This window comes from Phycicoccus sp. 3266 (assembly GCF_031456495.1).
Classification (GTDB): domain Bacteria; phylum Actinomycetota; class Actinomycetes; order Actinomycetales; family Dermatophilaceae; genus Pedococcus.
Genome location: NZ_JAVDUW010000001.1, coordinates 1,464,703 through 1,490,714 on the forward strand (window position 1 = coordinate 1,464,703; position 26,012 = coordinate 1,490,714).

The window sequence follows — 26,012 nt, forward strand, 5'->3', positions numbered from 1 at the left end:
GGCCGTCGCCGGGTCAGAGCTCGATGAGGCCGGCGCGGTATGCCGCGGTGACGGCTGCCGTCCGGTCGGTCACCCCGAGCTTCTCGAACGACCGCAGCAGGTGCGTCTTCACCGTGGCCTCGCCGATGTGCAGCTCGCGCCCCACCTCCGAGTTGGACAGGCCCCTGGCCACGCACCGCAGCACCTGCGTCTCGCGGTCGGTGAGGACGGGACCGGCGGGGGTCCGCATCCGGTGGGCGAGCCGCGCCACGACGGGTGGGGCGAGGACCGTCTCGCCCCGGGCAGCGCGCCGGATGGCGTCGGCGAGGGTGTCGCGGGGCGCGTCCTTGAGCAGGTAGCCGGTGGCGCCCGCCTCGACCGCGCGGACGATGTCGGCGTCGGTGTCGTAGGTCGTGAGCACGAGCACCGCGGGTCCGTCCTCGTCGGCGCGCAGCCGGGCCGTGGCCTCGGCGCCGTCGACACCCGGCATCCGCAGGTCCATGAGCACCACGTCGGGGCGGTGCCGCCGGGCCTGGGCCACCGCCTCCTCCCCGTCGGAGGCCTCGGCGACGACCTCGACGTCCTCGAGGTCGGACAGCATCGCCACCAGACCCATCCGCACGACGGGGTGGTCGTCGACCACGAGCAGCCGCAGGGTCATCGGGGCACCTCCACCCGCACCCGCGAGCCGCCCCCAGGGGTGCTGTCGACCTCGAACCGGCCACCGACCTCCGCGGCGCGGGCGGTCGCGCCGTCGAGGCCGTACCCCGAGCGGTCCTGCCCGCTGTCGAAGCCGACGCCGTCGTCGGTGACCTCGAGCGACACGGCCTCGCCCTCGGCATACCGCAGGCGCACCTCGAAGGACCGGGCGCGGGAGTGGCGGCGCACGTTGGCCAGGCTCTCCTGGGCACTGCGCAGCAGGACGACCTCGGAGTTGGCGGGGAGCACCTCGGGGACGCCGTCGACGACGAGGCGCCCGGTCATGCCGCTGCCGTCGGCGACGGCGTCGACCAGGCGCCGGAGCGCCTCGGCCAGCGTGCGCGACTGCAGGTGGCCGGGTGTCGTCTCGGCGACGATGAGGCGGGCCTCGGCGAGGTTCTCCGCGGCGGTCTGCTCGATGACGCGCAGCCGCTCGCGAACGACGTCGAGGTCGCCGCGCTCGAGGGCGGACTGCGTCGCCCGGGTGAGCGTCACGACCGAGGTGAAGCCCTGGGCGAGGGTGTCGTGGATCTCCCGCGAGATGCGCTCGCGCTCGGCCGCGACGCCCTGCGCACGCTCGACGGCGGCGAGCTCGTCCTGGGTGCGGCGCAGCTCGTCGATGGTCCGGGCACGGGTGTCGGCCTCGCGGATGATGCGGTCGATGAACAGGCCGAGGGTGAGCGAGAGCACGAGCATGATCGCCGTGCTGATCGCGATGCCGACGAGCTCGTCCCCGGTGCGCGGTCCCTGCCACAGCCGGGCCAGGCCGATGCCGACGACGGCCAGGACGACGGCGGTCGCGGCCCGGTTGCGCGGCAGGCTCGCCCACGTCTGCGGGAAGAGCCCGAAGGTGAGGATCCACGCGGTCCCGGTGCCGTCGAGCGCCATGAGGGCGACCATGAGGACCCAGGCGAGCGTGACGTAGGTGAGGGCGGCACGCGACTGCTGCTCACCGAGCCCGCGACGACCCCAGACCGCGTATGCCGCGGCGATGCCGACGACGCAGCCGAGCTGCCACCCCAGGTGCGGCTTGGCTTCCGCGAGCATGACGACCACGGTCGTCGCGACGAGCACCGCGAAGAGCACGTGCCACCACACCAGCTGGCGGCGCCACATCTCGTCGAGCTGGTGGGAGGACGTCCCCGGCAGCGGCGCGCAGTCCTGCTGGGCGGCTGCGGGGTCGGGCGCGCTCACGGTGCCATTGTGTCGCGCCGGCGCGGGAGCGGGAGCGCTCACGTGGTGCCGCGCTTCGTCCACCGGAAGGTGCGGACGCAGACCAGCAGGCCGACGAGCAGCCAGGCACCGAGCACCAGGGCGGTGCGCCCGTGCTCCCACGTGCCGGCCATCTCCTGCGTCTGCCAGTCCTGGGGGAAGAACACCGACCGCATGCCCTGGGCGATCCACTTGAGCGGGAACACCGCGGCGACCTGCTTGAGCCACTCCGGCAGGTCCGTGAAGGCGAAGTAGACGCCGGAGATGAACTGCAGCACCAGCGTCGGCGCGATGACCGTCGCCCCCACCGAGCGGGCCGACGTCGCCAGCGAGGAGTACGCGATCCCGAGGACGGTGCCGCCCGCCACGCCGAGCAGGAACACCCAGAGGAAGGTGAGCCAGTGCCCCGCGTCGGTCGGCAGCTGCACACCGAACGCGACCCGCGCCACGCCGACCAGCAGCACGAACTGGGCCAGCGAGGTCGACGCGACCAGCCCGACCTTCCCGAGGAAGTACGACAGCGGCGGCATCGGCGTGGACCGCAGCCGCTTGAGCGTGCCGTCATCGCGCTCGGCGGCGACCGACAGGGCCATCGACTGGAAGCTCGTGAGCATCACGCCCGCCGCCGCCATGCCAGGCAGGAAGAACCGGGCCGCGTTGACCCCCACGGCCGCGGCGTCGCCGTGCTCGAAGCCGGGCCCGAAGATCACCGAGAACATCGACAGCATGAGGATCGGGAAGGCGAAGGAGAAGAAGACCGCCTCCTTCTCGCGGAAGTACGTCTTCAGCTCCAGGACGCTGCGGTCCCAGCCGATGGCGAGCGCGTTCACCGGGAGACCTCCAGGTCGGGCGTGACGTCACCGGGCGCGGCACCGGGGGCCGTGCCCGCGAGGTGGGGGGCGATGAGCGACAGGTAGGTGTCCTCGAGCGACGGCCGCGTGACCGTGAGTGCGGGGACCTCCCCGCCGAGGCGGGCCGACAGCCGAGCGACCAGCTCGGTCGGGGTCGACGTCCGCTCGGTGTGGCGCTGCCCGCCCGGCTCCTCCCAGGTGACCGTCGCCTCGGAGACGGCACGACCGCCGAGGTTCGCGGGAGTGTCCAGGGCGACCATCCGGCCGCCGGCGATGACACCGACGCGGTCGGCCAGGTGCTCGGCCTCGTCGAGGTAGTGCGTCGTGAGCAGGATGGTGGTGCCGTCGCCGGCGAGGCCGGAGACCAGCTCCCAGAAGTCGCGGCGGGCCTGCGGGTCGAACCCGGTGGTCGGCTCGTCGAGGAACAGCAGCTCGGGCGAGCCGACGATGCCGAGGCCGACGTCGAGCCGGCGCCGCTGGCCCCCGCTCAGCCTGCCGATGCGGTCGTCCGCCTTGTCTGTGAGCCCGACCGCGTCGAGAACGTCGTCCACACGCCGGGGCGTCCGGTACACCTTCGCGGTGCTCGAGAGCGCCTCGCGCGGGGTCAGCAGGTCCAGTCCGGTGGAGGTCTGCAGCACGATGCCGATCCGGTTCCGCCAGGCCAGCCCGGCGCCCTCCGGGTCCTCGCCGAGGACCTCGACGGTGCCGCCGTCCCTGCGCCGGAAGCCCTCGAGGACCTCGACCGTGGTCGTCTTCCCGGCGCCGTTCGGCCCCAGCAGGGCGAAGACCTCGCCGCGGCGGATGTCGAGGTCGAGGCCGTCGACGGCGGCTCGGGTGCCGTACGTCTTGCGCAGTCCGGTGACGCGGATCGGGGAGTCCATGGCTCCACCCTGCCGGGGTCGTGCCGGCGTGCGTCAGCCCCGGACGGTGGAACGGCTGTCCACCGACCGGTGGACCCCCAGGACCGCCGCGAGCGCCACGAGCAGTCCGGCCGTGCCCGCGACGAGGTATGCCGTGCGCGGCCCGGCCGTGGCCGTGAGCACCCCGCCCAGCGAGAGGGCGGCCACCGAGCAGCCCCGCGACACCCCGCTGACGAAGGCGACGACGGAACCGCGCCGGGCGGCGTCCACCTCGGAGAGCAGCAGGGCGAAGACCAGGGCGTTGACGACGCCGAGGGCAGCGCCCGACAGGGCTGCGGCGGCGAGGTACGCGGCGTACGCCGGGGCGAGGCCCGCGCCGACCTGGGCGATGGCGACGACGGCCACGGCCGCCAGCACCGCCCGCACCCGGACGGTGAACCTCGTCAGGCCGCCGGCCGCCAGCGCGCCGACGACGGCGGCACCGCCGTGCACCGCCTCGGCGAGCCCGTACCCGCCGGCGGAGGCACCCAGGACGTCCCGGACCAGGAAGACCTCCGCGGCGTTGACCGACTCCACCGCGACCACCATCGGGAACAGGGCCAGGACCAGGACCCACAGCGCCGGGTGCTCGCGCAGCGCCGCCACCCCGGCGCGCGGCAGGACGGCGTCGCGCACGGTCGCGCGGGCGGCGGGGGGTGCCGGCCGGGGCACCTGCAGGGAGGCGCCGGCGAGCGCGAGCAGGACGAAGCTGACGGCGTCGAGCGCGAGGACGGCACCTGCCCCCACCGACTGGACGAGGACGCCACCCAGCCCTGCCCCGGCCGGCCCGGCGACCCCGCGCAGCGCGTGCTGGAGGGAGATGAGGCGCCCGACGCGCCGCTCGCCGACCAGCGCCGGCCCGACCGCACCCCACACGGGCTGGCCGAGGGCGAAGCCGGTCTGCATGGCGAGGACCAGGAGGCAGGTCGTGGCCAGGTCGTCGACGACCGCGAGCCCGGCAGCGGCACCGGCCTGCACGAGGCCGGTGACGAGCAGCAGGCGCCGCGGGTCCGCCCGGTCGGCGAGCACACCCGCGGCCCCGGTGGTCGCCACGACGGGAAGGGCGAAGCACAGCAGGAGGGCGGTGACCGGTGCGGCGCCGCCGCTGTCCGAATGGGCCCGCAGGACGAGGGCGACCATCGCGGCCGAGTCACCGGCCACCGACAGGGCCCCGGCGGCGAGGACGACGGCCACACCCTGGGTCGCCGCCACGGCACGCCATTCCTGAAACGAATCTTTCACAGTTTGTGAAGGTAGTCTTTCAGGCATGGCACGGTCAACCGCGCGGAGCGAGCTGAGGATCACCGACCCCAGGGCACTGCGGGCGCTGGCGCACCCGGCGCGGCAGCGGGTCGTGACCGAGCTGTACTCCGGTGAGGTGCTCACGGCGACGGAGGCGTCGCGGATCTGCGACGTCACGCCCTCGGCGATGAGCTACCACCTCCGGGCCCTGGCCGCCTGGGGCATCGTCGAGCGGGTCGAGTCCGGTGACGGCCGCGAGCGGCCGTGGCGCGCGGTGGCCGAGAGCATCACCATCACCCCGGGCGCCCACCGGGCCGCGGGGATCGACGACAGCCGGCTGTCCGTGCACGAGTGGTTCGCCGACCTCGAGGCCGGGCTGGACCGGCTGGCGGCGGCCGTCGCCGACGGCGAGGACCACGGCATGACCGCGCGCGGGCGGCTCTGGCTCACCGACGACGAGGAGCGCGAGCTGCGGGAGTCGCTGCACGCCCTGGTGCGGTCGTACGGCGGCAGGACCAGCCGGGACCACCCCGAGGGCGCCCGGCCGTGGGACGTCTACGGCCTGGTGCTGCCCGCCCGTCGCGCCGAGCCGCCGGCCTGACCGGCGGTCCCGACCCCCACGGCGGGCAGGCCGTGGGTCGCGCGTCCCACGTCACCGACCACGATCCGGATCAGCGACGCAGGACGTGGAGGACTACGGCTGGGCCGGGGGCTCGCCCTGCTGGGGCGGCGACTGGGGCGGCTGCGGCGCCTGCTCGGGCGAGGGGATCGCCCCCTCGGGCGCCGGTCCCGCGGCGGCCGCGGCACCGGCCCCACCGGCATACCCGCTCGGCGGCGGGATGGTGGCCTCCCGCTGGCCGAAGTCGACCTGGACCGGCTCGCGCTCGGCCGCGGTCTGCGTCTCGAAGTACTCCTCGCGGTGCACCCCGAACATGCCGGCCACGATGTTCGAGGGGACGGTCTCGACCTTGGTGTTGAGCTCGCGCACGTTGGCGTTGTAGTAGCGGCGGGCGCTGGCGATGCGGTCCTCGGTCGAGGTCAGCTCGGCCTGCAGGGCCAGGAAGTTCTGGTTGGCCTTGAGGTCGGGGTAGGCCTCGGCGACGGCGATGAGCCGCCCGAGCGCCGCCGACAGCAGCCCCTCGGACTGCGCCTGCTGGGCCGGGGACTGGCCACCGCTCATGGCGGCCGAGCGCGCCTTCATGACGTCCTCGAGGGTTCCCCGCTCGTGCGCGGCATACCCCTTGACCGTCTCGACGAGGTTGCCGATGAGGTCGTGCCGGCGCTTGAGCTCGACGTCGATCTGCCGCCAGGCCTCCTGCACGAGGTTCCGCAGCTTGATGAGCCCGTTGTAGATGCCGACCGCCCACAGGGCGATCAGCACGACGAGGACCACGATGACGATCGCGACGATCACGGACTTCCCCCTTGCCTGGTGCGGGCAGGACGCCTGCCGGTCGAGGCGATCCTAGGCCAGGCCGAGCTCCTCGAGCCCGTAGACGAACCGGTACTCCAGGCCGGCCTCGGCGAACTTCTCCGCGGCGCCCGTCGCCCGGTCGGCGATGGTGGCGACCGCCACGACCTCGGCACCCGCCTCGCGGGCGGCGTTCGCGGCCTCGAGCGGCGAGGCGCCGGTGGTGGAGGTGTCCTCGACGACCACGACGCGGCGGCCCTCGATCGACGGGCCCTCGATGCGCTGCTGGAGACCGTGCGCCTTGCCGGCCTTGCGGACGACGAAGGCGTCCTTGCGGTCCCCGGCGGCGGCGCTGGCGTGCAGGATCGCGGTCGCGACCGGGTCGGCGCCGAGGGTGAGCCCACCGACCGCGTCGAACTCGAGGTCCTTGACCAGGTCGCGCATCACGATGCCCACGAGCGGCGAGGCCTCGCCGTCGAGGGTGATCCGGCGCAGGTCGACGTAGTAGTCGGCCTCCTTGCCGGACGAGAGCGTCACCCGGCCGTGGACGATGGCCTTGTCCTTGATGATCTCCAGCAGGCGGGCGCGGGCAGCGGCGATGTCGGTCACGGGCGACCAGCCTACCGAGGGTCGCCCGCGTGCCGACCCGCCGTTCAGTCCTTGGGGCGGTGGGCCCTGCGCGCCCGGGACCGCACGAGTCCGCGCGGCAGGACGCGCAGCGCCCCGACGATCGCCTTGTACTGCGCGCCGGGGACCGACACGACCCGCCCCTTGGCGACGTCGTCGAGGCAGTCGCGCACGAGCTTGTCGGCGTCGAGCCACATGAACTCGGGGATGCTCGTCATCGTGACGCCGGCCCGCTCGTGGAACTCCGTGTGCGTGAACCCGGGCAGCAGCGCCGTGGCGGTGACACCCGTGCCGGCGAGCTCGGTGGCCAGGCCCTCGGTGAAGACCGTGACGAACGACTTCACGGCCGAGTACGGGCCGGACGCGATCTGCCCCGCCACCGACGACACGTTGACGATGGCGCCGTGGCCGCGCTCGCGCATGGCGTTGGCGGCGGCGTGGGAGAGGACGAGCACCGCGCGGCCGAGGACGTCGAAGAGCGCCTCCTCGTCCTCGATGTCGTTGTCGAGGAACCGCCGCTTGAGCGAGTAGCCCGCGTTGTTGACGAGCAGGTCCACGGGCCGGGCCCGGTCCGCCAGCCGCTCGGCCACCTTGCCGGTCTCGGCCCGGTCGGACAGGTCGGCGACGAGGATCTCGGTCGAGACGCGGTACTTCGCCCGCAGGTCGTCGGAGACGTTCTCCAGCCGCGCGCGGTTGCGCGCGACGAGGACGACGTCGTGGCCGCGCTCGGCGAGCTGGTGGGCGAAGGACAGGCCGATCCCGGCCGTCGCGCCGGTGACCAGGGCAGTGCTCATGCGGTCACTGTACGGCGGTTACCGAGGGTCACCTAGGGTGGCTCCCGTGCGTATCGCCACCTGGAACGTCAACTCGATCCGCTCCCGCATCGACCGCGTGGAGGCGTGGCTGCAGCGCACGGACGTCGACGTCCTGGCCATCCAGGAGACCAAGGCGACCGACGCCCAGTTCCCCTTCGACCGGCTCCGGGCGCTCGGGTACGAGGTCGCCCACCACGGCCTCAACCACTGGAACGGCGTCGCGATCGTCTCCCGGGTCGGGATCGACGACGTCGAGGCGTCCTTCCCCGGTGCGCCGGGCTGGGGCGAGCCGGAGGTCGTTGAGGCGCGCGCGCTCACGGCCGTGTGCGGCGGCGTGCGGGTGGCGTCCGTCTACGTCCCCAACGGCCGGGGCATCGGCGACCCGCACATGGCCTACAAGCTCGACTGGCTCGCCCACCTGCAGGCGCACGCGCGCGGCTGGGTCGAGCGGGGTGATGCCGCCGCGCTGATGGGCGACTGGAACATCGCGCCGCAGGACGAGGACGTCTGGTCGATGGAGTACTACCTCGACAAGAGCCACGTGTCGCCGCCGGAGCGTGCCGCGTTCCAGTCGTTCCTCGACGCCGGCTTCGTCGACGTCGTGCGGCCGCACACCCCCGGCCCCGGCACGTACACCTACTGGGACTACACCCAGCTGAGCTTCCAGAAGCGCCGCGGCATGCGCATCGACTTCGTCCTCGGCACCCCCGCCTTCGCCGACCGGGTGGTCGGGGCCGCGATCGACCGCGAGGAGCGCAAGGGCAAGGGCGCTTCCGACCACGCCCCCGTCGTCGTCGAGCTGGAGGACTGACGTGGCACGGGCGCGGGGGACGGACCGGCGGACCGGCGGCACCCGCACCTTCACGGTCGCGGCACCGGACGGCGCGCTGCTGCGGGTCGAGGAGCACCTGCCAGCCACCCCCGCCGACGGCCCCGCCCCGACCGTCGTCCTCGCCCACGGCTGGACGCTCACCCGCCGGTCCTGGCACCCCGTCGTCGAGGCACTGCTCGCCCGCGGGCTGCGCGTGGTCGCCTACGACCAGCGCGGGCACGGCGGCTCCTCACCGCTCCGCGGCGAGGCCAGCGTCCGCGCGCTCGGGGACGACCTCGCGGCCGTCCTCGACGTCGTCGCCCCGCAGGGCGAGGTCGTCCTCGGGGGCCACTCGATGGGTGGCATGACCGTGATGGCGTATGCCGGCCTGCACCCCGACGACTTCGAGCAGCGCGTCGCGGGGGTGGTCCTGGTGTCGACCTCTGCGGGCGACCTCGGCACCGGCCTGCCCTGGGTGCAGGGCGCCGCGATGCGGCTGGCGGCGCGGATGCCCGCCGTGCCGACGGGCCGGTTCGTCACCCACAAGGGGCAGCGCCGCCTGCTCTTCGGCGACGAGGCCGACCCCGAGCTCGTGCGCCTCACCCGCGAGCAGGTCGCCGCGACCACGCTGCCCACCCTCGGGCGCTTCCACGCCGCCCTCGGGCTCCACGACGAGACCGAGGCGGTCGAACGGCTCGCTGCGGTGCCGTCGGTCGTCCTCGTCGGGTCCCGCGACCGGCTCACCCCGCCGCGGCACGCGCGCCGCCTCGGCGAGCTCATCCGCGGTGCGCGCGTCGTGGAGCTCGACGGCCGGGGCCACATGCTCATGTACGAGGCCACCGACCACGTCGTCGACGCCTTCGACACCGTCCTGGCAGCCCGGTCCGACCGGCACTGAGGACCCTTCGCCGAGCTGGCGGTCCACGCGCCCCGGCACACGCGGCTGGGTGAGGCGGCCCCGTCAGGCGGCTCAGGCCTAGCGGCGCAGTCCCAGCCGCAGGGACACCAGCGCGCCCAGGGCGGCCGCGAGCGCCGCTCCGAGGAAGACCGTCTGCACCTGCACGACCCCCGCGCCGACCAGGGCCCGGGTGTCCGTCGGGTCGGGCAGTGCGGCCACGGCCGCATAGTACCGGTGGAGGCCGATCGCGGTCAGCAGGGCGAGCCCGACGACCATGCCCACCATCCGCGCGACGACGACCAGCGAGGCCGCGACACCGTGCGCCTGCGGCGGTGAGTCGGCGAGCGCGGCGTTGTTCACCGGCGCGAGGGCGAGTCCGACACCGAGCCCGACGAGGACGAGGACGGCCGTCGCGGTCCACGTCTCGAGGGCTCCGTCGCCCCAGCGGCTCATGGCCAGCAGGCCGGCCGCGGCGAGGAGCAGTCCCCCGCCGCTGACCACCGCCTCCCCGAGCCGGCGCAGCGCCCACCCGCCGGCGACCGCCCCGACGGGCACCGCGACGAGGAAGCGCACGAGCACCAGCGCCGCCGTGGTCTGCGAGCCGGTGAGCGTGAGCCGGGCGAGCACCGGGACGTCGACGACGACCGCCACCAGCGCGACGCCGGTCAGCAGGCTGACGACGAGCGCGCTGCCGGTGCGCCCACGGACGACTCCCCGCGGCACGAGCGGCTCCGCAGCCCGGCGGTGCCGCCACAGGTAGAGGCCCAGCGCGACCACGCCTACGGGCAGCAGGGCCAGGCCCAGCGGACCGACGACCTCGCGCTCGGGGTCGCTCGCGGCGAAGGTGAGGACGAGGGTGCCGAGCGCGGTCCCGAGCAGCAGGGCGCCCGGCAGGTCGGCCCGGCGCAGCACCGGCCATGCCGAGCGCAGCACCAGGGCGAGCCAGACCGCGGCCAGCCCCAGCCCGGCGGCGCCGATCGGTGTCGCCAGCCGCGCGGCATACCCGTCGAAGGGGACGAACGGCACGCCCAGGGTGACGTCGGTCGCGAGCCGCGCGGGTGCCACGAGGGCGAGGCCGGTGACGACGACTGCGAGCAGGCCCACGACGGCGGGCACGGCCCGTGGGGCCACCGGTCGGGCACCGCCTGTGACCGCGACGAGGAGAGCGAGCACCAGGCCGGCGACGGCGTTGAGCCAGAAGATCGCCCGCCAGTCCGCGACGGCGAGGACCAGGGCCCCGAGGACCGGCCCGAGCACGCTGCCGAGCTCCTGCACGGCGCCGACCACGCCGAGCGGGGTGCCGCGGCGCCCGCGCGGCCACAGGTCGGCCACGATCGCCAGCGTCGCCGGGACGAGGCCGCCGCCGCCGACGCCCTGGAGCAGGCGCCCCGTGACGAGCACGGGCAGCTCCACCGCCACGGCCGTGACGGCCGACCCGACGACGAAGACGAGCAGGCAGGTCAGCAGGATGCGTTGGCGGGCAACGAGATCCGTGAGCCGTCCGATGAGGGGAAGCACCGCGACGTAGCCCAGCAGGAAGCCCGAGACGATCGGGGTCGCCTCCTGCAGGGCGTCGATGCCGAGGCCGACGCCGGTCATCATGTCGGGCAGCGCGAGCACGACGACGTAGGTGTCGGCCGCCGCGAGGGCCACCGCGACCGAGGCGGTGGCGAGCAGCGCCCTAGGGGCGGGGGATCGCAACGGCCTGGGGCAGCTTCGTGAGGCGCGCGGTGTAGGTCGACGTCGAGCCGGCGTAGAAGGGACCCCTGAGCACCACCGACCGCAGCTCGTCACCGTCCTCCGCGACGCCGTAGGTGACGTCGAACGTGCCCGACCGGTCGCCGATGACGAACAGGTCGGCGACCGCGGACCCCGGGACCTTCCCGGTGTAGGTGTCGACGATGGTGGCCCCGTCGCGGGTGCGCGGACCGGCGGCGAGACCGGTGGTCCTCGACACCAGGCTGGTCACACCCGTCTGGGTGTTGAAGAGCTGCGCGGGGTTCGGCGCCCCGTAGGTCCTGGGGTCGATCTTGTTGAAGCCCGGCGTGAAGAACTTGAGGTAGACGTCCTGCTCGACCGCGACCACCTCCACGGTGCCGGTGACGCCACGGATGGTGGCGTTGAGCGTGCCCTTGAACGACGGCGGCCGGAACAGCCCCGTGCCCTGGGCCGCCGAGACGCCGACCGCCTTGCCGGGCAGGCCCTCCGACGTCAGCGTGAACGACACCGCCGGGCTCTTCTCGAGCGCCGCGCGCGCCGCGGCGAGGCGCTGGGCGGGCGGCAGCTCGGCCTTCGCGGCTGCCTTGTCCCCGCCGCTGCAGGCGGTGAGCAGGCCGGAGGCGAGGCCGACCGCGAGGGCCGCGACGACGGCATACCGACCGGGGGGACGCATGCGCACACGCTATCCGCCGGGGACCGCTCCCCATGGTCGCCACACGCTGCCCGCCCTAGCGTTCGCGGCGACCCGGCCCGAGCCGGCACACCACAGGGGGGACCTCATGAACCTGCTCACCACCACACGACGACGAGTGGCCACTGCCGCCGTGACCGTCGCCCTCGTCGGCGTCTCGGTCGCCGGCGCGCTCGCCGCCCAGGCCTCCGGCGCCACCGGCGTCGTCAACACCAAGGGCGACCCGGGGCCCGCGCTCACGGTCCGGCAGAAGCCGACGGCCGCGTCGGCCGCGATCGGGTCCCGGGCGGACGGCGCCCGCGTGACCATCACCTGCCAGACGTACGGGCAGTCGGTGACCGGCACCTACGGCACGAGCACGGTCTGGGACCGGCTGAAGTCAGGCGGCTACGTCAGCGACGCCTACGTCCGCACCGGGTCCGACGGCCTCGTCGCCCCGCTGTGCGCCGGCACCCCGACGCCGGAGCAGGGCACGCCGAGCGCCCGGGTCAAGGCCGTCATCGCCGCGGCCACGTCCATGACCGGCAGGTACCCGTACTCCTGGGGCGGCGGCAACGCCTACGGCCCGACGAAGGGGATCTGCTGCAGCCCCAGCGGGATCGACGACCGCAACACCGTCGGTTTCGACTGCTCCGGCCTGATGGAGTACGCGTTCCACCAGGGCGCCAGGGTGCGCCTGTCCAGCACGTCGCGCAGCCAGTACGCCGACGGCCCCCGCGTCCCGACCAGCCGGCTCCGTGCGGGCGACATGGTGTTCTGGTCCGACTCGACGAAGTCGGCCTCGCGCATCCACCACGTCGCGCTGTACGTCGGCGACGGGAAGGTCGTCGAGGCCGACCGCGTGAGCGGGCCGGACATCCGGGTCCGCGCGTTCTCCACCTCCGAGACCGGCGTCATGCCCTACGTCGTGCGCCCGGTGAGCTGACGGACCCCGCGACCGGTGGCTGACGGGCCGTGGTCCGGCCAGCTGACCGGACCACGGACCGTCAGCGGCGGGGCAGGTCGTCGCGGCGCACGCGGTACCAGCGGTGGTCGTAGCCCTCGAGCGCGACCTCGACGGTGCCGTCGCGCCGCGGCTCCTGCGTCCCGCGGGCCACGAGGTCCTCCAGCCAGATGGGCAGGTCCCCCCCGAGGTCGCGCGGGTCGAGCGGGAAGGTGACGGTGACCGGCTCAGCGGCGAAGTTGTGCACCGCCACCACGGTCGACCCCTCCCAGGAGCACCGGTGGACCAGGACCTGGTGGAGCGGCTGCTCGAGCACCGTGAAGTCGCCCCAGCCGAGCTCGGGGCACTCGCGGTAGGTCTGGATGAGGCCGCGCACGAAGTTCCACAGCGAGTCGGGGTCGCGCTTCTGGTCCGCGACGTTGACGTGCTCGGGGCCGTAGCCACCGGGCACGACCGGCTGCACCAGCCTGCGGGCCGGGGCGGACGAGAACCCGCCGTTGGCCACCCGCTCCCACTGCATCGGCGTCCGCACGGCCATCCGGCCCTCGGAGGCGAGGTCCTCGCCCATGCCGATCTCCTCGCCGTAGTACAGCGTCGGCGTGCCGGGCAGCGAGAACAGCAGGCTGTAGACCATCCGGATCCGCCGTGGGTCGCCGTCGAGCATCGGCGGCAGCCGCCGCTTGAGTCCGCGGCCGTACAGCTGCATCTCGGGCTCGGGCCCGAAGGCGGCGAACACCTCCTGCCGCTCCTCGTCGCTCAGCTTGTCGAGGGTGAGCTCGTCGTGGTTGCGCACGAACGTCGCCCACTGGCAGTCCGGGTCGACCGCGGGGCGCGCCCGCAGCGCCTTCGCCAGCGGGCGCGAGTCCTGCCGCGCCAGCGACAGGTACATCGCCTGCATCGCGATGAAGTCGAACATCATGTGCAGCTCGTTGCCGTCAGCGCCGCCGAAGTACTGCTTCTGGTCCTTGTGCGGCAGGTTCACCTCGCCGAGCAGGACCGCGTCCCCGCGGCGGCGGTTGAGGAACGCGCGCAGCTCCTTGAGGTACTCGTGCGGGTCACCCGGCACGTCGGGCGCCTCGGTGTCGATGTCGTCGACGAGGTAGGGCACGGCGTCGACGCGGAAGCCCGCCATGCCCACCTGGAGCCAGAACCCGATCGACTTGGCGATCTGGTCGCGCACCTCGGGGTTGGCGAAGTTGAGGTCGGGCTGGCACGTGTAGAAGTGGTGGAGGTACCACTCCCCGGTCCGCTCGTCGAGCGCCCAGATGCTGTCCTCCTTGTCGGGGAAGACGACCTTGTCCGAGGTGTCGGGCGGCGGGTCGGACCGCCAGACGTAGAAGTCGCGGTAGGGGTTGTCCTTGCTGCGCCGGGCCGCCTTGAACCACGGGTGCTGGTCGGAGGTGTGGTTGACGACGAGGTCGGCGATGACGCGGATGCCGCGGTCGTTCGCGGTGCGGATCAGCTCGACGAGGTCGCCGTGCGTGCCGAGCCGGGCGTCGACGCCGAAGAGGTCGGTGACGTCGTAGCCGTCGTCGCGGTCCGGCGAGGGGTAGAACGGCATGAGCCACAGGCAGGTGACGCCGAGCTCGGCGAGGTAGTCGATCCGCTGGGTCAGCCCCTGCAGGTCGCCGATGCCGTCGCCGTTGCCGTCGAAGTACGTCTCGACGTCGACGCAGTAGATGACGGCGTTCTTCCACCACAGGTCGCTTGTCTGGGACAGGCGTGTCGTCACGGTGCCTCCTCCGGTCAGGACAGGCTGTCCGCCTGCAGGTCCTGCGGGTCCAGGACCTCGGGCGACGGCTCGTGGCCGGGCTGGCCGTGGGTGCGCTCGCGGGTCTTCATCTCGGCCTCGTAGACGTGCCGCCGGCCGTCCATGAGCTGGTCGCGCACCAGCTTCTCGATCCGCCGGAACTCGGCGTAGTAGCCCTCGTCGAAGGTCTCCACGACCTGGAACGTCCACATGCCCGGCAGCACGTTGCGCCCGACCATCTCGCGGTCGACCGTGTCGGCGAGCTCCTCGTGACCCGCCTTGCGCAGCAGCTCGACGGCCTCGCCGAGGGCCAGGTCCGCGGTGCCGACGAGCCGGTGCAGGCCGTAGAGCCGCCCCCGCACCTCCTCGATGGCCTCGAAGGCCTCGCTCACCTTGCCCACGGCCTCGACCGTGGCGTCGCTGGCGCCCTCCGGGCGCTGGTGCAGTGGCTCGTCCGTCATGCGCCCCAGTCTGCTGCGGCTGCCGCGGACTCGCACGGCCCGCGTCGCCGTCCCCTTGGCGCCGGGATGCGACGAGGGGGTATGCCGTGTGCGCACGGCATACCCCCTCTGGCCCTGGGCGGGTGGTGCGGTCAGGCCACGGCGTGGTCCGCCCCGCGCACGGTGAGCCCGTCGAGGCTGTCGTCACGGTCGACGACGACGGTGTCTCCGTCGCGCACCTCGCCGGACAGCACGGCCCGGGCGAGCCGGTCGCCGATCTCGCGCTGCACGAGGCGGCGCAGCGGCCGCGCGCCGTAGGCCGGGTCGTAGCCGGTGATGGCCAGCCACTCGCGGGCCGCGTCGGTCACCTCGAGGGTGATGCGGCGGTCGACCAGGCGGGAGGCGAGCTCGCGGACCTGCAGCTCGACGATGTGGCCGAGCTCCTCGGTGCTCAGCGGGTCGAACACCACGACCTCGTCGAGCCGGTTGAGGAACTCGGGCTTGAAGGCCGCGCGCACCGCCGTCATGACGGCCTCCTTCTTGTCCTCGGGCGCCATCACCGGGTCGATGAGGAACTGGCTGCCGAGGTTGGAGGTCATGACCAGGATGACGTTGCGGAAGTCGACCGTGCGGCCCTGGCCGTCGGTGAGGCGGCCGTCGTCGAGCACCTGCAGCAGGATGTCGAACGTCTCGGGGTGCGCCTTCTCGACCTCGTCGAGCAGGACGACCGAGTAGGGCCGGCGCCGGACCGCCTCGGTCAGCTGACCGCCCTCCTCGTAGCCGACGTAGCCGGGCGGGGCGCCGATGAGGCGCGCGACGGCGTGCCGCTCGGAGTACTCGCTCATGTCGATGCGGACCATGGCCCGCTCGTCGTCGAAGAGGAAGTCCGCCAGCGACTTGGCGAGCTCGGTCTTGCCCACGCCGGTCGGGCCGAGGAAGAGGAACGACCCGGTCGGGCGGTTGGGGTCCGCGAGGCCGGCCCGCGAGCGCCGGACGGCGTCGGACACCGCACGGACGGCCGTCTCCTGCCCGATGAGCCGGGCACCGATGATCGACTCCATCGACAGCAGCTTCTCGGTCTCGCCCTGCAGCAGCCGGCCGGCCGGGATGCCGGTCCACGCCGAGATGACCTCGGCGATGTCGTCGGCGCCGACCCGCTCCTTGACCATGGCGTCGGCCGGGGTGGCGGACTCCTCCGCAGCCTGGGCGGCGGCCAGCTCCTTCTCCAGCGCCGGCAGCTCGCCGTAGCGGATGCGCGAGGCGCTGCCGAGGTCGCCGTCGCGCTCGAACCGGTCGGCCTGGGTGCGCAGCTCGTCGACCTTCGCCCGCAGCTCGCCGACCTTGTTCAGGCCGGACTTCTCGGCCTCCCAGCGCGCGTTGAGCGCGGCGAGCTGCTCGGCCTTGTCGGCCAGCGTCGCCCGCAGCGCCTCGAGCCGCTCGCGCGAGGCCTCGTCGGTCTCGGTCTGCAGGTGCAGCTCCTCCATCCGGAGCCGGTCGACCTGCCGGCGCAGCTCATCGATCTCCACCGGGCTGGAGTCGATCTCCATCCGCAGGCGCGAGGCGGCCTCGTCGACGAGGTCGATCGCCTTGTCGGGCAGCTGGCGGCCGGTGATGTAGCGGTCGGAGAGGGAGGCCGCCGCGACGAGCGCGGAGTCCTCGATCGTCACCTTGTGGTGCGCCTCGTACCGCTCCTTGAGGCCGCGCAGGATCGCGATCGTGTCCTCGACGCTGGGCTCGCCGACGAAGACCTGCTGGAAGCGGCGCTCGAGCGCGGGGTCCTTCTCGATGTGCTCGCGGTACTCGTCGAGGGTCGTGGCGCCGACCAGCCGCAGCTCCCCCCGGGCGAGCAGCGGCTTGAGCATGTTGCCGGCGTCCATCGCGCCCTCGCCGGTCGCGCCGGCGCCGACGACGGTGTGCAGCTCGTCGATGAACGTGACGATCTGCCCGTTGCTCGTCCGGATCTCCTCGAGGACGGCCTTGAGCCGCTCCTCGAACTCGCCGCGGTACTTGGCACCGGCCACCATGGCGCCGAGGTCGAGGCTGACGAGCCGCTTGCCGCGCAGGCTCTCGGGCACGTCGCCGTCGACGATGCGCTGCGCCAGGCCCTCGACGACGGCGGTCTTGCCGACGCCGGGCTCGCCGATGAGGACGGGGTTGTTCTTGGTGCGGCGGGACAGCACCTGCACGACGCGGCGGATCTCCGAGTCGCGGCCGATGACCGGGTCGAGCTTGCCGTCGCGCGCCATCTGGGTGAGGTCGGTGCCGTACTTCTCGAGGGCCTCGCCCTCCTCGACGGGCGTCTCGCTGGTGACCTTGCGGCCCCCGCGCAGCGCGTCGATCTTGGCCTCCATGTCCTTGGCGCCGCGCTTCTCGACGGCGGCCAGGTGGCCGGTCTCGGCGAGGGCGAGCAGGAGCAGGTCGAGCGCAAGGTAGGTGTCGCCCTTGGCGCGCATGAGCGTGTCCGCCTGCTGGAGCACGGCGGCAGCCTCGCGGCCGAGGCCGGGGGTGGCGCTGGCGCCGGAGGTCGTGGGCAGGGACCGCAGCCGGGCGTCGGCCTGGCCGAGGACGTGGCCCGCGCCGGTGCCGGCCGCCTGCAGCAGGGCATCGGCCAGCGGGGTGTCGAGCTGCACGACGGCGCTCGTGAGGTGGTCCGGGGTGATCTCCGGGTGCCCTGCGGTCTGGGCGGCGCGCTGCGCGAGGGCGAGCGCCTCCGCGACCTTGGCGGTGGGCTTCAGCTCCATGCCTGGTGGGTTCTCCTGTGCTCGGTGGTGCGTCGGTGCGTCGGTGTTCCGGTGCTTCGTGGGGTCGGACGCGCCCGAGGTGGCGCGCGTCCACAGGTGACAACCTCGGCAAACTTGAGCGTATTCCGCTCAACCTTGACGGGCAACCCGGGATGACCTGCGGGCTTGACGACCGTCCGTAGAGTGCGGCCATGTCGCTCGCGTCGCGCTCCCCCGACCTGGCCCGACTCGCCCTCGCCGTCGTGCAGCCGGGCTTCGTCGGCGAGACCGCGCCCTCGTGGCTGCTCGCCCGGCTCGAGCAGGGGCTGGGCGGCGTGGCGCTGTTCGGGCGGAACATCGTCGACCCGGCGCAGGTCGCCCGGCTCACCGCCCAGGTCCACGAGGCGAACCCGGCCGCGCTCGTCGCGGTCGACGAGGAGGGCGGGGACGTCACCCGGCTCGAGCACCTGACCGGGTCGTCCTGGCCCGGCAACCTCGCCCTCGGCGCGGTCGACGACGTCGACCTCACCGAGCGGGTCGGCGCCGAGATCGGGCGGTCGCTCGCCGCCGCCGGGATCGACCTCGACTACGCGCCGGATGCCGACGTCAACGTCGAGGCCGCGAACCCGGTCATCGGGGTGCGCAGCTTCGGGTCCGACCCCGCTCTGGTCGCCCGCCACACGGCGGCCTGGGTCCGCGGCCTGCAGTCGGCCGGCGTCCTGGCCTGCGCCAAGCACTTCCCCGGCCACGGGGGGACCCGGGTCGACAGCCACCTCGACGTCCCCGTCGTCGACGTGCAGGACCCCGAGCACGACCCGGCGCTCGAGCCGTTCCGCGCCGCCGTCGACGCCGGGGTCGCTGCGGTCATGAGCGCCCACATCCGTCTTCCCGTGCTGGACGACCGCCCGGCCACGCTCGTCCCCGCCGTCATGACCGGGCTGCTCCGCGACACCCTGGGGTTCCGGGGCCTCGCGGTCTCGGACGGGTTGGAGATGGGTGCCGTCGCCCGCACGGTCGGCCTCGCGGACGGCGCCGTGCTGGCCCTCGCCGCCGGGGTCGACGCCCTCTGCATCGGCGGCGACACCGCCGGGGTCGAGACGCTCGACCTGGTCGTCGACGCCGTCGTCGAGGCCGTGCACGCAGGCCGGCTCGCGGAGGAACGGCTCGCGCAGGCCGCGGCCCGGGTCGCCGAGGCCGCAGCGCTGCGTGACGCCCTGCGCGACCGCGCAGAACGGGCCGACCGGGCCGACCGGGCCGACGTCACCCGAGGCACAGAGGCCGCGGGCCGTCTGGGCGGCGTGGCGCACGGAGCCGGCCGCGAGGCTGCGACCCGGTCGATCCGGGTGCGCGGCGAGGTGGTCGCCTCGGCGCAGCCGCCGGTGCTGCTCGTGCTCGAGGCGGGGACGAACATCGCCGTCGGGTCCGAGACGCCGGTGGGCGTGGTGACGGCCGCCCGTCGGCGCTGGCCGGAGGTCGAGGTGCACCGGCTCGCGGCGTCCGACGACGTCGCTGCCGCGGCCGGCGAGTCTGCGACGCTGGCCGGGGACCTCCCCGCCCAGGGCGGGCCGCTCTGGCTGGTGGTGCGCGACCCGCACCGGCACGCCTGGATGGACGAGGCGGTGCGCACGGTCGTGGCGACGCGACCGGACGTCGTGGTCGTCGACACCGGCTGGCCCGGGTGGGAGCCGCCCGCAGGGACGACGCACGTCGTCACCCACGGTGCCTCGTGGGCCGCCGGCGAGGCCGTGGTGGCGCTGCTGACCGGCGGCCCGGCCTGACGGGTCAGTCCGGGGCCGGGCCGGTTCGGCCCGACCTGCGGTCCTACGCCTGTCCTAGGCGGGCGTCGGCTCGGCCGCGCCCGACGCCGGGTCGCGGTGGGCGACCACGCCGGGCGGGGTCGACCAGCCGTCGGGCTCCGGGTCGTACCAGCCGTCGTGCTCCTCGGCGAGCGCCGTGAACCGGTCACGCAGGCCGCCCTCGACCGGCCCAGACTCGTCCGCGACCATCTCCTCGACCACGTGCACGCCCCACTCGTGCGACTCCGAGTCGTCCTCACCGGCGAGCGCCTCGCGCACGACCCGCACCTCGGTGAACCCCTCGTCGCGCAGCTCCTCCGCCACCTGCTCTGCGACGTCGCGCTCGGGGAAGACCAGCAGGTGCTCACTCATGCGTCGAGTATGCCGCTGGCCACCGGAGTCGGCCGGTCACCGTGGTCCTCCCGGCCGGGTCGACACCCAACCGTCACCGGCGACGCCCGCGTCACTGCCGTCCCCCGGTCGGCCTCAGAACAGGCCGACGACCTCGCCGTCCTCGTCGAGGTCGATCGACGCGGCCGCCGGGTTCCGCGGCAGGCCGGGCATGGTGCGCATCTCGCCACTGATGGCGTACACGTAGCCGGCTCCGGCCGCCGCGCGCACCTCACGGACGGGCAGCCGCCACCCCGTGGGCGCGCCGACGAGGGTGGGGTCGGACGAGATCGACAGGTGGGTCTTGGCGATGACGACGGGGAACCCGCCGTACCCGAGGACCTCGAACCGCTCGAGGTCCTTCGCAGCCGTCGGTGAGAAGTCGACCCCGTCGGCGCCGTAGACCTTCGTCGCGACCGCCTCGACCTTGTCCCGCAGGGTGTCGTCGAGCTCGTAGGTGAACCGGAGCCCGTGCGGCTCGGCGCAGGCCGCCACGACGGCCTCGGCCAGGTCGAGCGCGCCCTTGCCGCCGTCGGCCACGTGGGTGGAGACCGCGACGCGCGCCCCCTCGGCCCCGGCCACCTCGCGGATCACCGCGTGCTCGGACTCGAAGTCGGTCGGGAACGCGTTGACCGCCACCACCGGCGACAGCCCGAAGGACCGGACGATCTCGAGGTGGCGGCGCAGGTTGTCCGCGCCGGCACGCACGGCCCGCGGGCTCTCGTGCAGCATCTCCGGCGGCAGGGGCTTCCCCGCCACGACGGAGTAGTTGCCGGAGTGCGCCTTGAGCGAGCGGACGGTCGCCACGAGGACCGCCGCATCGGGCCGCAGCCCGGAGACGCGGCACTTGAGGTTGACGAACCGCTCGGCCCCCATGTCCGAGCCGAAGCCCGCCTCGGTCAGCAGGTAGTCCCCGGTGTGGATGCCGAGGTGGTCGGCGACCACCGACGAGTTGCCGGTGGCGATGTTGCCGAACGGGCCGGTGTGCACCAGCACCGGCGTGTTCTCGGTGGTCTGCAGCAGGTTCGGCTTCAGCGCGTCCTTGAGGATGACGGCCATCGCCCCCGCGGCCCGGACGTCGTCCGCGGTCACCGGCCGCCCGGCATACGTGAAGCCCACGACGATCCGGCCCAGTCGCTCGCGCAGGTCGCGCAGCGACGTCGCCAGCCCGAGGACCACCATCACCTCGCTGGCGGCGGTGATGTCGAACCCGCTCTGCCGCGGCACGCCGTCGATGCGGGCGCCGAGGCCCTCGACGATGTTGCGCAGGGCCCGGTCGTTGACGTCGAGCACCCGGCGCCAGGCGATGCTGCGCGGGTCGAGGTCGAGCTCGTTGCCGTGGTGCAGGGAGCTGTCGACCATCGCGGCGAGCAGGTTGTGCGCCGCGGTGACGGCGTGGAAGTCGCCGGTGAGGTGCAGGTTGAGCTGCTCCATCGGCAGCACCTGGCTGTGGCCCGCGCCGGCCGCGCCGCCCTTGATGCCGAACGTCGGGCCCATCGACGGCTGCCGCAGCGCCAGGGTCGCGCGGTGGCCGAGCAGGGAGAGCCCCTGGGCCAGCCCGACGGCCGTCGTGGTCTTGCCCTCGCCGAGCGGCGTGGGCGTGATGGCGGTGACGACGACGTACCTCGCGGGCGGGCGGTCGGCCAGGTCGCGGACGGCCGCCAGGTCGACCTTGGCGACGTGGCGGCCGTAGGGCTCCAGGTGCTCCAGCGGTATGCCGGCGGCGCGCGCCACCTCCTCGACCGGCTCGAGGTGCGCGGCCCGCGCGATGGCGAGGTCGCTGCTGGCTGGTGACGGCGAGGACGAGGCTCGCGAGGACGTGGACACACCGACACTGTCCGCCCGGGGTGGCCGGAGTGACAGGGCCCTTCGTCCGTGGTGTCCGGGGTGAGCCGTGGTTGCCCGGCCCAGCCGCGGTGTCCGCGGTCAGCGGGGGTCGGGCCGCCAGACCACCAGTGCCTGCGAGCGCTCGGGGCGCACGCGCTGGCCGGCGCGCAGGGCATACACCTCGCCGCTCGGGCCGACCGCGAAGACGCGGGCGCCGGGGCCGCCGTAGCCCGCTGCCGCCCGCGCCTCGTCGAGCTCGGCCCGCAGCTCCCGCACGCGCGCCTGAAGGGCCGCCACCTGGTCCTCGAGGGCGAGGATGCGCTGGATGCCGGCCAGGCTGATGCCCTCGTCCTGCGACAGACGCTGCACCTCACGGAGCAGGGCGACGTCGCGACCGGAGTAGCGCCGGCCGCCACCCCGGGTGCGGGAGGGCCGGACGAGGCCGAGCCGGTCGTACTGGCGCAGCGTCTGGGCGTGCATGCCCGCGAGCGCGGCGGCGACCGAGATCACGAAGATCGGCGCGTCGTCGTCGGGCCGGAACTCGGGCTCGGTCGCCATGCTCACCTCCGCGCCTTCTCGAACAGCTCCGCCCGCGGGTCGTGCCCGCCGTCGAGCTCGCGCAGCGTCTCGACGGCCGCCCTGGCGTCGTCGGAGAGCCGTTGCGGCACCACGATGGCCACCTTGGCCATGAGGTCGCCCGGGCTGTCCTTGCGCGGCACGCCGCGGCCCTTGACCCGCAGCACCCGCCCGCTCGGCGTCCCGGGGGCGATCCGCACCTTGACCGGGTCGCCGTCGAGCGTCGGCACGGACACGGTCGCGCCGAGCGCGGCCTCGGCGAACGTCACGGGCAGGTCGACCGTGAGGTTGTCGCCCTCGCGCCCGAAGACCGGGTGCTTCTCCACCGTGATGGTGAGGATGAGGTCGCCGGCGGGGGCGCCGGAGTCACCCGGCTGGCCCTTGCCGCGCAGGCGGATCTTCTGCCCGTCCTTGACCCCGGCCGGGATCCGTGTGGTGATCTGGCCGCCACTCGAGGTCCCGAGGGTCACCGTCGCGCCGTTGACCGCGTCGCGGAACGACAGGGTGGTGCGCGCGGTGAGGTCGCCGCCCCTGCGCGGCCCGGTGGGCGCACGGAAGCCCGTGCCGCCGCCGTATGCCGGGCCGCCGCCACCGAACATCCCGCCGAGGATGTCCTCGAGGTCGGGCTGGCCCCCGCCGCCGGTGGAGTACCGGACGCGGGCGCCGCCGGGGCCCCCGCCGCCGCCGAACATCGAGGAGAAGATGTCCTCGAACCCGCCGTTGGTCGCGCCGCCGCCGGGGCCGCCCGCGGTGAAGCGGGCACCACCCCGGGCCATCTGCCGGATCGCGTCGTACTCGCGGCGCTTCTCGGGGTCGGACAGGACGGAGTTCGCCTCGCCGACGTCCTTGAAGCGCTGCTCGGCCGCCGCGTCCCCGGGGTTCTGGTCGGGGTGGTGCTTGCGGGCGAGCTTGCGGTACGCCTTCTTGATCGCCGCCTCGTCAGCGTCCTGGGGGACGCCGAGGATCGCGTAGAAGTCCTTCTCGAACCAGTCCTGGCTGGCCATGACGTCCTCCTCTCAGCGGGACGGGGTGGGGAATCGTACTGAGGTCGCGCCGGCTGCCGGGGTCACTCGGGGTCGGCGACCGCGACGCGGGCGGCGCGCAGCACCTGCTCACCGGCGCGGTAGCCGGGCTGCAGGACCTGGACGACCGTCGTGGAGTCGCCCGAGACAGAGCCGTCGGACGGCCACGCCGCGTGCATGAGCGCCTCGTGCCGGCCCGGGTCGAACTCCTCCCCCACCGCGCCGTAGCGCTCGAGGCCGAACCGGCCCAGCGTCGACTCCAGCTTGTCCGCGATCTTGGCGAACGGGCCGTCGGCCAGGTCGCCGTGCTCGCGAGCCGCCGAGATGTCGTCGAGCACCGGCAGCAGCGTCTCGAGGACGTCGCGGACGGCCCGCTCCTGCACGACCGCACGGTCGCGGTCGACGCGGCGCTTGTAGTTGACGTACTCGGCCTGCAGTCGCTGGAGGTCGGTGAGCCGCTCCGCGGCCAGCGCCGTGTCGGGGTGGACCTCCGACCCGGGCTCGCCCGATCCGGTCTCGCCCGTCACGGTCTCGCCGGCCGGCTGCTGGTCCGCGACGGCGGCCTGCTCGGCGGCCGCCGCCTCGGCGGTGGTGGGCTCGAACTCCTCCGAGCCCACCATCGCCTCGGCTCCGTCGGGCTGGTCAGCCGTCGGGTTCTGGTCGGTCACTTCTTCTCCTCGTCGTCCTCGACGACCTCGGCGTCGACGACGTCGTCGTCGGAGGCACCGGCGCCGCCCGCGGCGGCACCCTCACCGGCGCCCGCACCCTCGGACCCGGCGGACGCGTCCGCAGCCGAGGCCGCGGCATACATCGCGGTGCCCATCTTCTGGGACTCCTCGGAGAGCTTGCTGCTCTTGGCGGAGATGTCCTCGATGCTGGCGCCGGACTCGGGCTTGAGGGCCTCCTTGAGGTCCGCGAGCGCCTCGTCGACCGGCTTGCGCTGGTCCTCCTGGAGCTTGTCGGCGTTGTCGGTGAGGAACTTCTCGGTCGAGTAGACGAGGTTCTCCGCGGTGTTGCGGGCCTCGGTCTCCTCGCGCCGCTTCTTGTCCTCGGCCGCGTGCTCCTCGGCCTCGCGCACCATCCGCTCGATGTCCTCCTTGGGGAGGGCCGAGCCGCCGGAGATCGTGATCTTCTGCTCCTGGCCGGTGCCCCGGTCCTTGGCGGAGACGTTCACGATGCCGTTGGCGTCGATGTCGAAGGTGACCTCGATCTGCGGGACGCCACGCGGGGCCGGCGCGATGCCGGTCAGCTCGAAGGTGCCGAGCGCCTTGTTGTGCTGCGCGATCTCGCGCTCGCCCTGGAACACCTGGATGAGCACGCTGGGCTGGTTGTCCTCGGCGGTCGAGAACACCTCGGAGCGCTTGGTCGGGATCGCGGTGTTGCGCTCGATGAGCTTGGTGAACAGGCCACCCTTGGTCTCGATGCCGAGCGACAGCGGCGTGACGTCGATGAGCAGCACGTCCTTGCGCTCGCCCTTGAGGACACCGGCCTGCAGGGAGGCGCCCACGGCGACGACCTCGTCCGGGTTGACGCCCTTGTTGGGCTCCTTGCCGCCGGTGAGCTCCTTGACGAGGGCGCTGACCGCCGGCATGCGGGTCGAGCCGCCGACGAGGACCACGTGGTCGATGTCGCCCACCGAGATGCCGGCGTCCTTGATGACGTTGGCGAACGGCTGGCGGGTGCGGTCGAGCAGGTCCTTGGTCATCTGCTCGAACTGCGCGCGGGTGATCGTCTCCTCGAGGTGGATCGGCCCGTTCTCCGACATCGACAGGTACTGCAGCGACACGGTGGTCGAGGTCGAGGAGGACAGCTCCTTCTTGGCCTGCTCCGACGCGTCACGCAGGCGCTGCATGGCGATCTTGTCCTTGGCCAGGTCGACGCCCGAGGTGTTCTTCACGACGGTGAGCAGGTGGCCCACGATCCGCTCGTCCCAGTCGTCGCCACCGAGCTGGTTGTCACCGGAGGTCGCGCGGACCTGGATGGTGGAGAAGCCGTCCTCGGGGTCCTTGCCGACCTCGAGGAGGGACACGTCGAAGGTGCCGCCACCGAGGTCGAAGACGAGGATGAGCTCGTCCTCCTTGCCCTTGTCGAGGCCGTACGCGAGGGCCGCGGCGGTGGGCTCGTTGATGATGCGCAGGACGTTGAGGCCCGCGATCTCACCGGCCTCCTTGGTGGCCTGGCGCTCGTGGTCGTCGAAGTACGCGGGGACGGTGATGACGGCGTCGGTCACGTCCTCACCGAGGTAGGCCTCGGCGTCGCGCTTGAGCTTCTGCAGGATGCGCGCGGAGATCTCCTGCGCGGTGTACGTCTTGCCGTCGATCTCGGCCGACTTCCAGTCGGTGCCGATGTGGCGCTTGACCGACCGGATGGTGCGGTCGACGTTGGTGACGGCCTGGCGCTTGGCGATCTCGCCGACGAGGACCTCGCCACCCTTGGAGAAGGCGACGACGGACGGGGTCGTGCGACCACCCTCCGCGTTGGCGATGATGGTCGGCTCCCCGCCCTCGAGGACGGCGACAGCCGAGTTGGTGGTACCGAGGTCGATGCCGACCGCACGTGCCATGGTGGTTTCTCCTGTGGTGCTCGGGGATGGTGCTCGGATTGAGTTGTCTCCGCTCAAGTTAGGAGCCGGTATGCCGCGTGGCAAATCGGGGCGTCCGAACTTGCGCTCACCTGACTCAACTTTGTGGTGGT

At 73.6% G+C, this 26,012-nt stretch carries 24 protein-coding genes; 5 read left to right on the forward strand and 19 right to left on the reverse strand.

Annotated features, from left to right (window positions below; genetic code table 11):
• Positions 1–13: 13 nt before the first annotated feature.
• Genes J2X64_RS07060 through J2X64_RS07080 form a run of 5 tightly spaced genes read right to left on the reverse strand, consistent with a single transcriptional unit; the run spans position 14 to position 4,852 of the window.
• A complete protein-coding gene (locus tag J2X64_RS07060) occupies positions 14–640 on the reverse strand; it encodes a response regulator transcription factor (RefSeq protein ID WP_310151571.1) in 627 nt (208 codons plus the stop codon).
• Positions 637–1,872 carry a sensor histidine kinase gene (locus J2X64_RS07065; RefSeq protein ID WP_310151574.1) on the reverse strand — a complete coding sequence of 412 codons (1,236 nt, stop codon included), beginning with the start codon at positions 1,870–1,872 and terminating at the stop codon, positions 637–639. Before J2X64_RS07065 ends, J2X64_RS07060 begins: the two co-directional genes overlap by 4 nt.
• Positions 1,873–1,910: 38 nt before the next feature.
• Entirely contained in the window at positions 1,911–2,720 is an 810-nt protein-coding gene (locus tag J2X64_RS07070) for an ABC transporter permease (protein ID WP_310151576.1), read from the reverse strand.
• Positions 2,717–3,622: an ABC transporter ATP-binding protein gene (locus J2X64_RS07075; protein ID WP_310151579.1), complete on the reverse strand. Its 906-nt coding sequence runs from the start codon at positions 3,620–3,622 to the stop codon at positions 2,717–2,719. The genes J2X64_RS07070 and J2X64_RS07075 overlap by 4 nt, the downstream gene beginning before the upstream one ends.
• Before the next feature lie 33 nt (positions 3,623–3,655).
• Complete coding sequence (locus J2X64_RS07080) at positions 3,656–4,852, reverse strand: MFS transporter (protein ID WP_310151581.1); 1,197 nt, start codon at positions 4,850–4,852, stop codon at positions 3,656–3,658.
• Positions 4,853–4,907: 55 nt separating this feature from the next.
• Between J2X64_RS07080 and J2X64_RS07085 the strand changes: the two genes are divergently transcribed.
• Positions 4,908–5,483 (forward strand): helix-turn-helix domain-containing protein, encoded by a 576-nt coding sequence (locus J2X64_RS07085; RefSeq protein ID WP_310151584.1) that lies wholly within the window; start codon positions 4,908–4,910, stop codon positions 5,481–5,483.
• 93 nt (positions 5,484–5,576) lie between these two features.
• Here the strand turns inward: J2X64_RS07085 and J2X64_RS07090 are convergent, their stop codons facing one another.
• From J2X64_RS07090 to J2X64_RS07100, 3 genes are read right to left on the reverse strand one after another with little or no spacing between them, the layout of a single operon-like run.
• Positions 5,577–6,296 carry a LemA family protein gene (locus J2X64_RS07090; protein WP_310151587.1) on the reverse strand — a complete coding sequence of 240 codons (720 nt, stop codon included), beginning with the start codon at positions 6,294–6,296 and terminating at the stop codon, positions 5,577–5,579.
• Positions 6,297–6,347: 51 nt separating this feature from the next.
• Complete coding sequence (pyrE, locus tag J2X64_RS07095; protein WP_310151591.1) at positions 6,348–6,902, reverse strand: orotate phosphoribosyltransferase; 555 nt, start codon at positions 6,900–6,902, stop codon at positions 6,348–6,350.
• A 44-nt stretch (positions 6,903–6,946) separates the two neighbouring features.
• Positions 6,947–7,714 (reverse strand): SDR family oxidoreductase, encoded by a 768-nt coding sequence (locus J2X64_RS07100; RefSeq protein WP_310151594.1) that lies wholly within the window; start codon positions 7,712–7,714, stop codon positions 6,947–6,949.
• Between the two features lie 46 nt (positions 7,715–7,760).
• Here J2X64_RS07100 and J2X64_RS07105 point away from each other — a divergent pair, with 46 nt between their 5' ends.
• Positions 7,761–8,546 carry an exodeoxyribonuclease III gene (locus tag J2X64_RS07105; RefSeq protein WP_310151597.1) on the forward strand — a complete coding sequence of 262 codons (786 nt, stop codon included), beginning with the start codon at positions 7,761–7,763 and terminating at the stop codon, positions 8,544–8,546.
• A gap of 1 nt (position 8,547) precedes the next feature.
• Positions 8,548–9,444, forward strand: coding sequence for an alpha/beta hydrolase (locus J2X64_RS07110; RefSeq protein WP_310151600.1), 897 nt, complete (start codon positions 8,548–8,550; stop codon positions 9,442–9,444).
• Between the two features lie 78 nt (positions 9,445–9,522).
• Here the strand turns inward: J2X64_RS07110 and J2X64_RS07115 are convergent, their stop codons facing one another.
• Together J2X64_RS07115 and J2X64_RS07120 are read right to left on the reverse strand one after the other, a co-directional pair.
• The gene (locus tag J2X64_RS07115) at positions 9,523–11,145 is read right to left on the reverse strand and encodes an MFS transporter (protein WP_310151602.1); all 1,623 of its coding nucleotides are present in this window, start codon (positions 11,143–11,145) and stop codon (positions 9,523–9,525) included.
• On the reverse strand, positions 11,126–11,836 hold the full coding sequence (locus J2X64_RS07120; protein WP_310151605.1) for an LppX_LprAFG lipoprotein: 711 nt from the start codon (positions 11,834–11,836) through the stop codon (positions 11,126–11,128). The genes J2X64_RS07115 and J2X64_RS07120 overlap by 20 nt, the downstream gene beginning before the upstream one ends.
• Before the next feature lie 106 nt (positions 11,837–11,942).
• On the opposite strand from J2X64_RS07120, the gene J2X64_RS07125 reads away from it, so the two are divergent.
• Complete coding sequence (locus J2X64_RS07125) at positions 11,943–12,779, forward strand: NlpC/P60 family protein (RefSeq protein ID WP_310151608.1); 837 nt, start codon at positions 11,943–11,945, stop codon at positions 12,777–12,779.
• 61 nt (positions 12,780–12,840) lie between these two features.
• Here J2X64_RS07125 and J2X64_RS07130 read toward each other — a convergent pair whose 3' ends face one another.
• From J2X64_RS07130 to clpB, 3 genes are all read right to left on the reverse strand, one after another.
• A complete protein-coding gene (locus tag J2X64_RS07130; RefSeq protein WP_310151611.1) occupies positions 12,841–14,529 on the reverse strand; it encodes an alpha-amylase family protein in 1,689 nt (562 codons plus the stop codon).
• A 14-nt stretch (positions 14,530–14,543) separates the two neighbouring features.
• Entirely contained in the window at positions 14,544–15,008 is a 465-nt protein-coding gene (locus J2X64_RS07135) for a hypothetical protein (RefSeq protein WP_310151613.1), read from the reverse strand.
• 131 nt (positions 15,009–15,139) lie between these two features.
• Positions 15,140–17,728, reverse strand: coding sequence for an ATP-dependent chaperone ClpB (clpB, locus tag J2X64_RS07140; protein WP_310151615.1), 2,589 nt, complete (start codon positions 17,726–17,728; stop codon positions 15,140–15,142).
• 191 nt (positions 17,729–17,919) lie between these two features.
• On the opposite strand from clpB, the gene J2X64_RS07145 reads away from it, so the two are divergent.
• Positions 17,920–19,485: a glycoside hydrolase family 3 N-terminal domain-containing protein gene (locus J2X64_RS07145; protein ID WP_310151618.1), complete on the forward strand. Its 1,566-nt coding sequence runs from the start codon at positions 17,920–17,922 to the stop codon at positions 19,483–19,485.
• Positions 19,486–19,539: 54 nt separating this feature from the next.
• Here the strand turns inward: J2X64_RS07145 and J2X64_RS07150 are convergent, their stop codons facing one another.
• The 6 genes from J2X64_RS07150 to dnaK all read right to left on the reverse strand — a co-directional run bounded on the left by J2X64_RS07150 (position 19,540) and on the right by dnaK (position 25,881).
• Positions 19,540–19,875, reverse strand: a complete 336-nt coding sequence (locus J2X64_RS07150; RefSeq protein ID WP_310151620.1) for a ribonuclease E inhibitor RraB — start codon at positions 19,873–19,875, stop codon at positions 19,540–19,542.
• A 114-nt stretch (positions 19,876–19,989) separates the two neighbouring features.
• The gene (locus tag J2X64_RS07155) at positions 19,990–21,720 is read right to left on the reverse strand and encodes a formate--tetrahydrofolate ligase (RefSeq protein WP_310151626.1); all 1,731 of its coding nucleotides are present in this window, start codon (positions 21,718–21,720) and stop codon (positions 19,990–19,992) included.
• Between the two features lie 99 nt (positions 21,721–21,819).
• Entirely contained in the window at positions 21,820–22,278 is a 459-nt protein-coding gene (locus tag J2X64_RS07160; protein ID WP_310151629.1) for a heat shock protein transcriptional repressor HspR, read from the reverse strand.
• 2 nt (positions 22,279–22,280) lie between these two features.
• Entirely contained in the window at positions 22,281–23,300 is a 1,020-nt protein-coding gene (locus tag J2X64_RS07165) for a DnaJ C-terminal domain-containing protein (RefSeq protein WP_310151632.1), read from the reverse strand.
• Positions 23,301–23,362: 62 nt separating this feature from the next.
• The gene (grpE, locus tag J2X64_RS07170; protein ID WP_310151635.1) at positions 23,363–23,986 is read right to left on the reverse strand and encodes a nucleotide exchange factor GrpE; all 624 of its coding nucleotides are present in this window, start codon (positions 23,984–23,986) and stop codon (positions 23,363–23,365) included.
• A complete protein-coding gene (gene dnaK / locus J2X64_RS07175) occupies positions 23,983–25,881 on the reverse strand; it encodes a molecular chaperone DnaK (protein WP_310151638.1) in 1,899 nt (632 codons plus the stop codon). Before dnaK ends, grpE begins: the two co-directional genes overlap by 4 nt.
• Positions 25,882–26,012 lie beyond the last annotated feature (131 nt).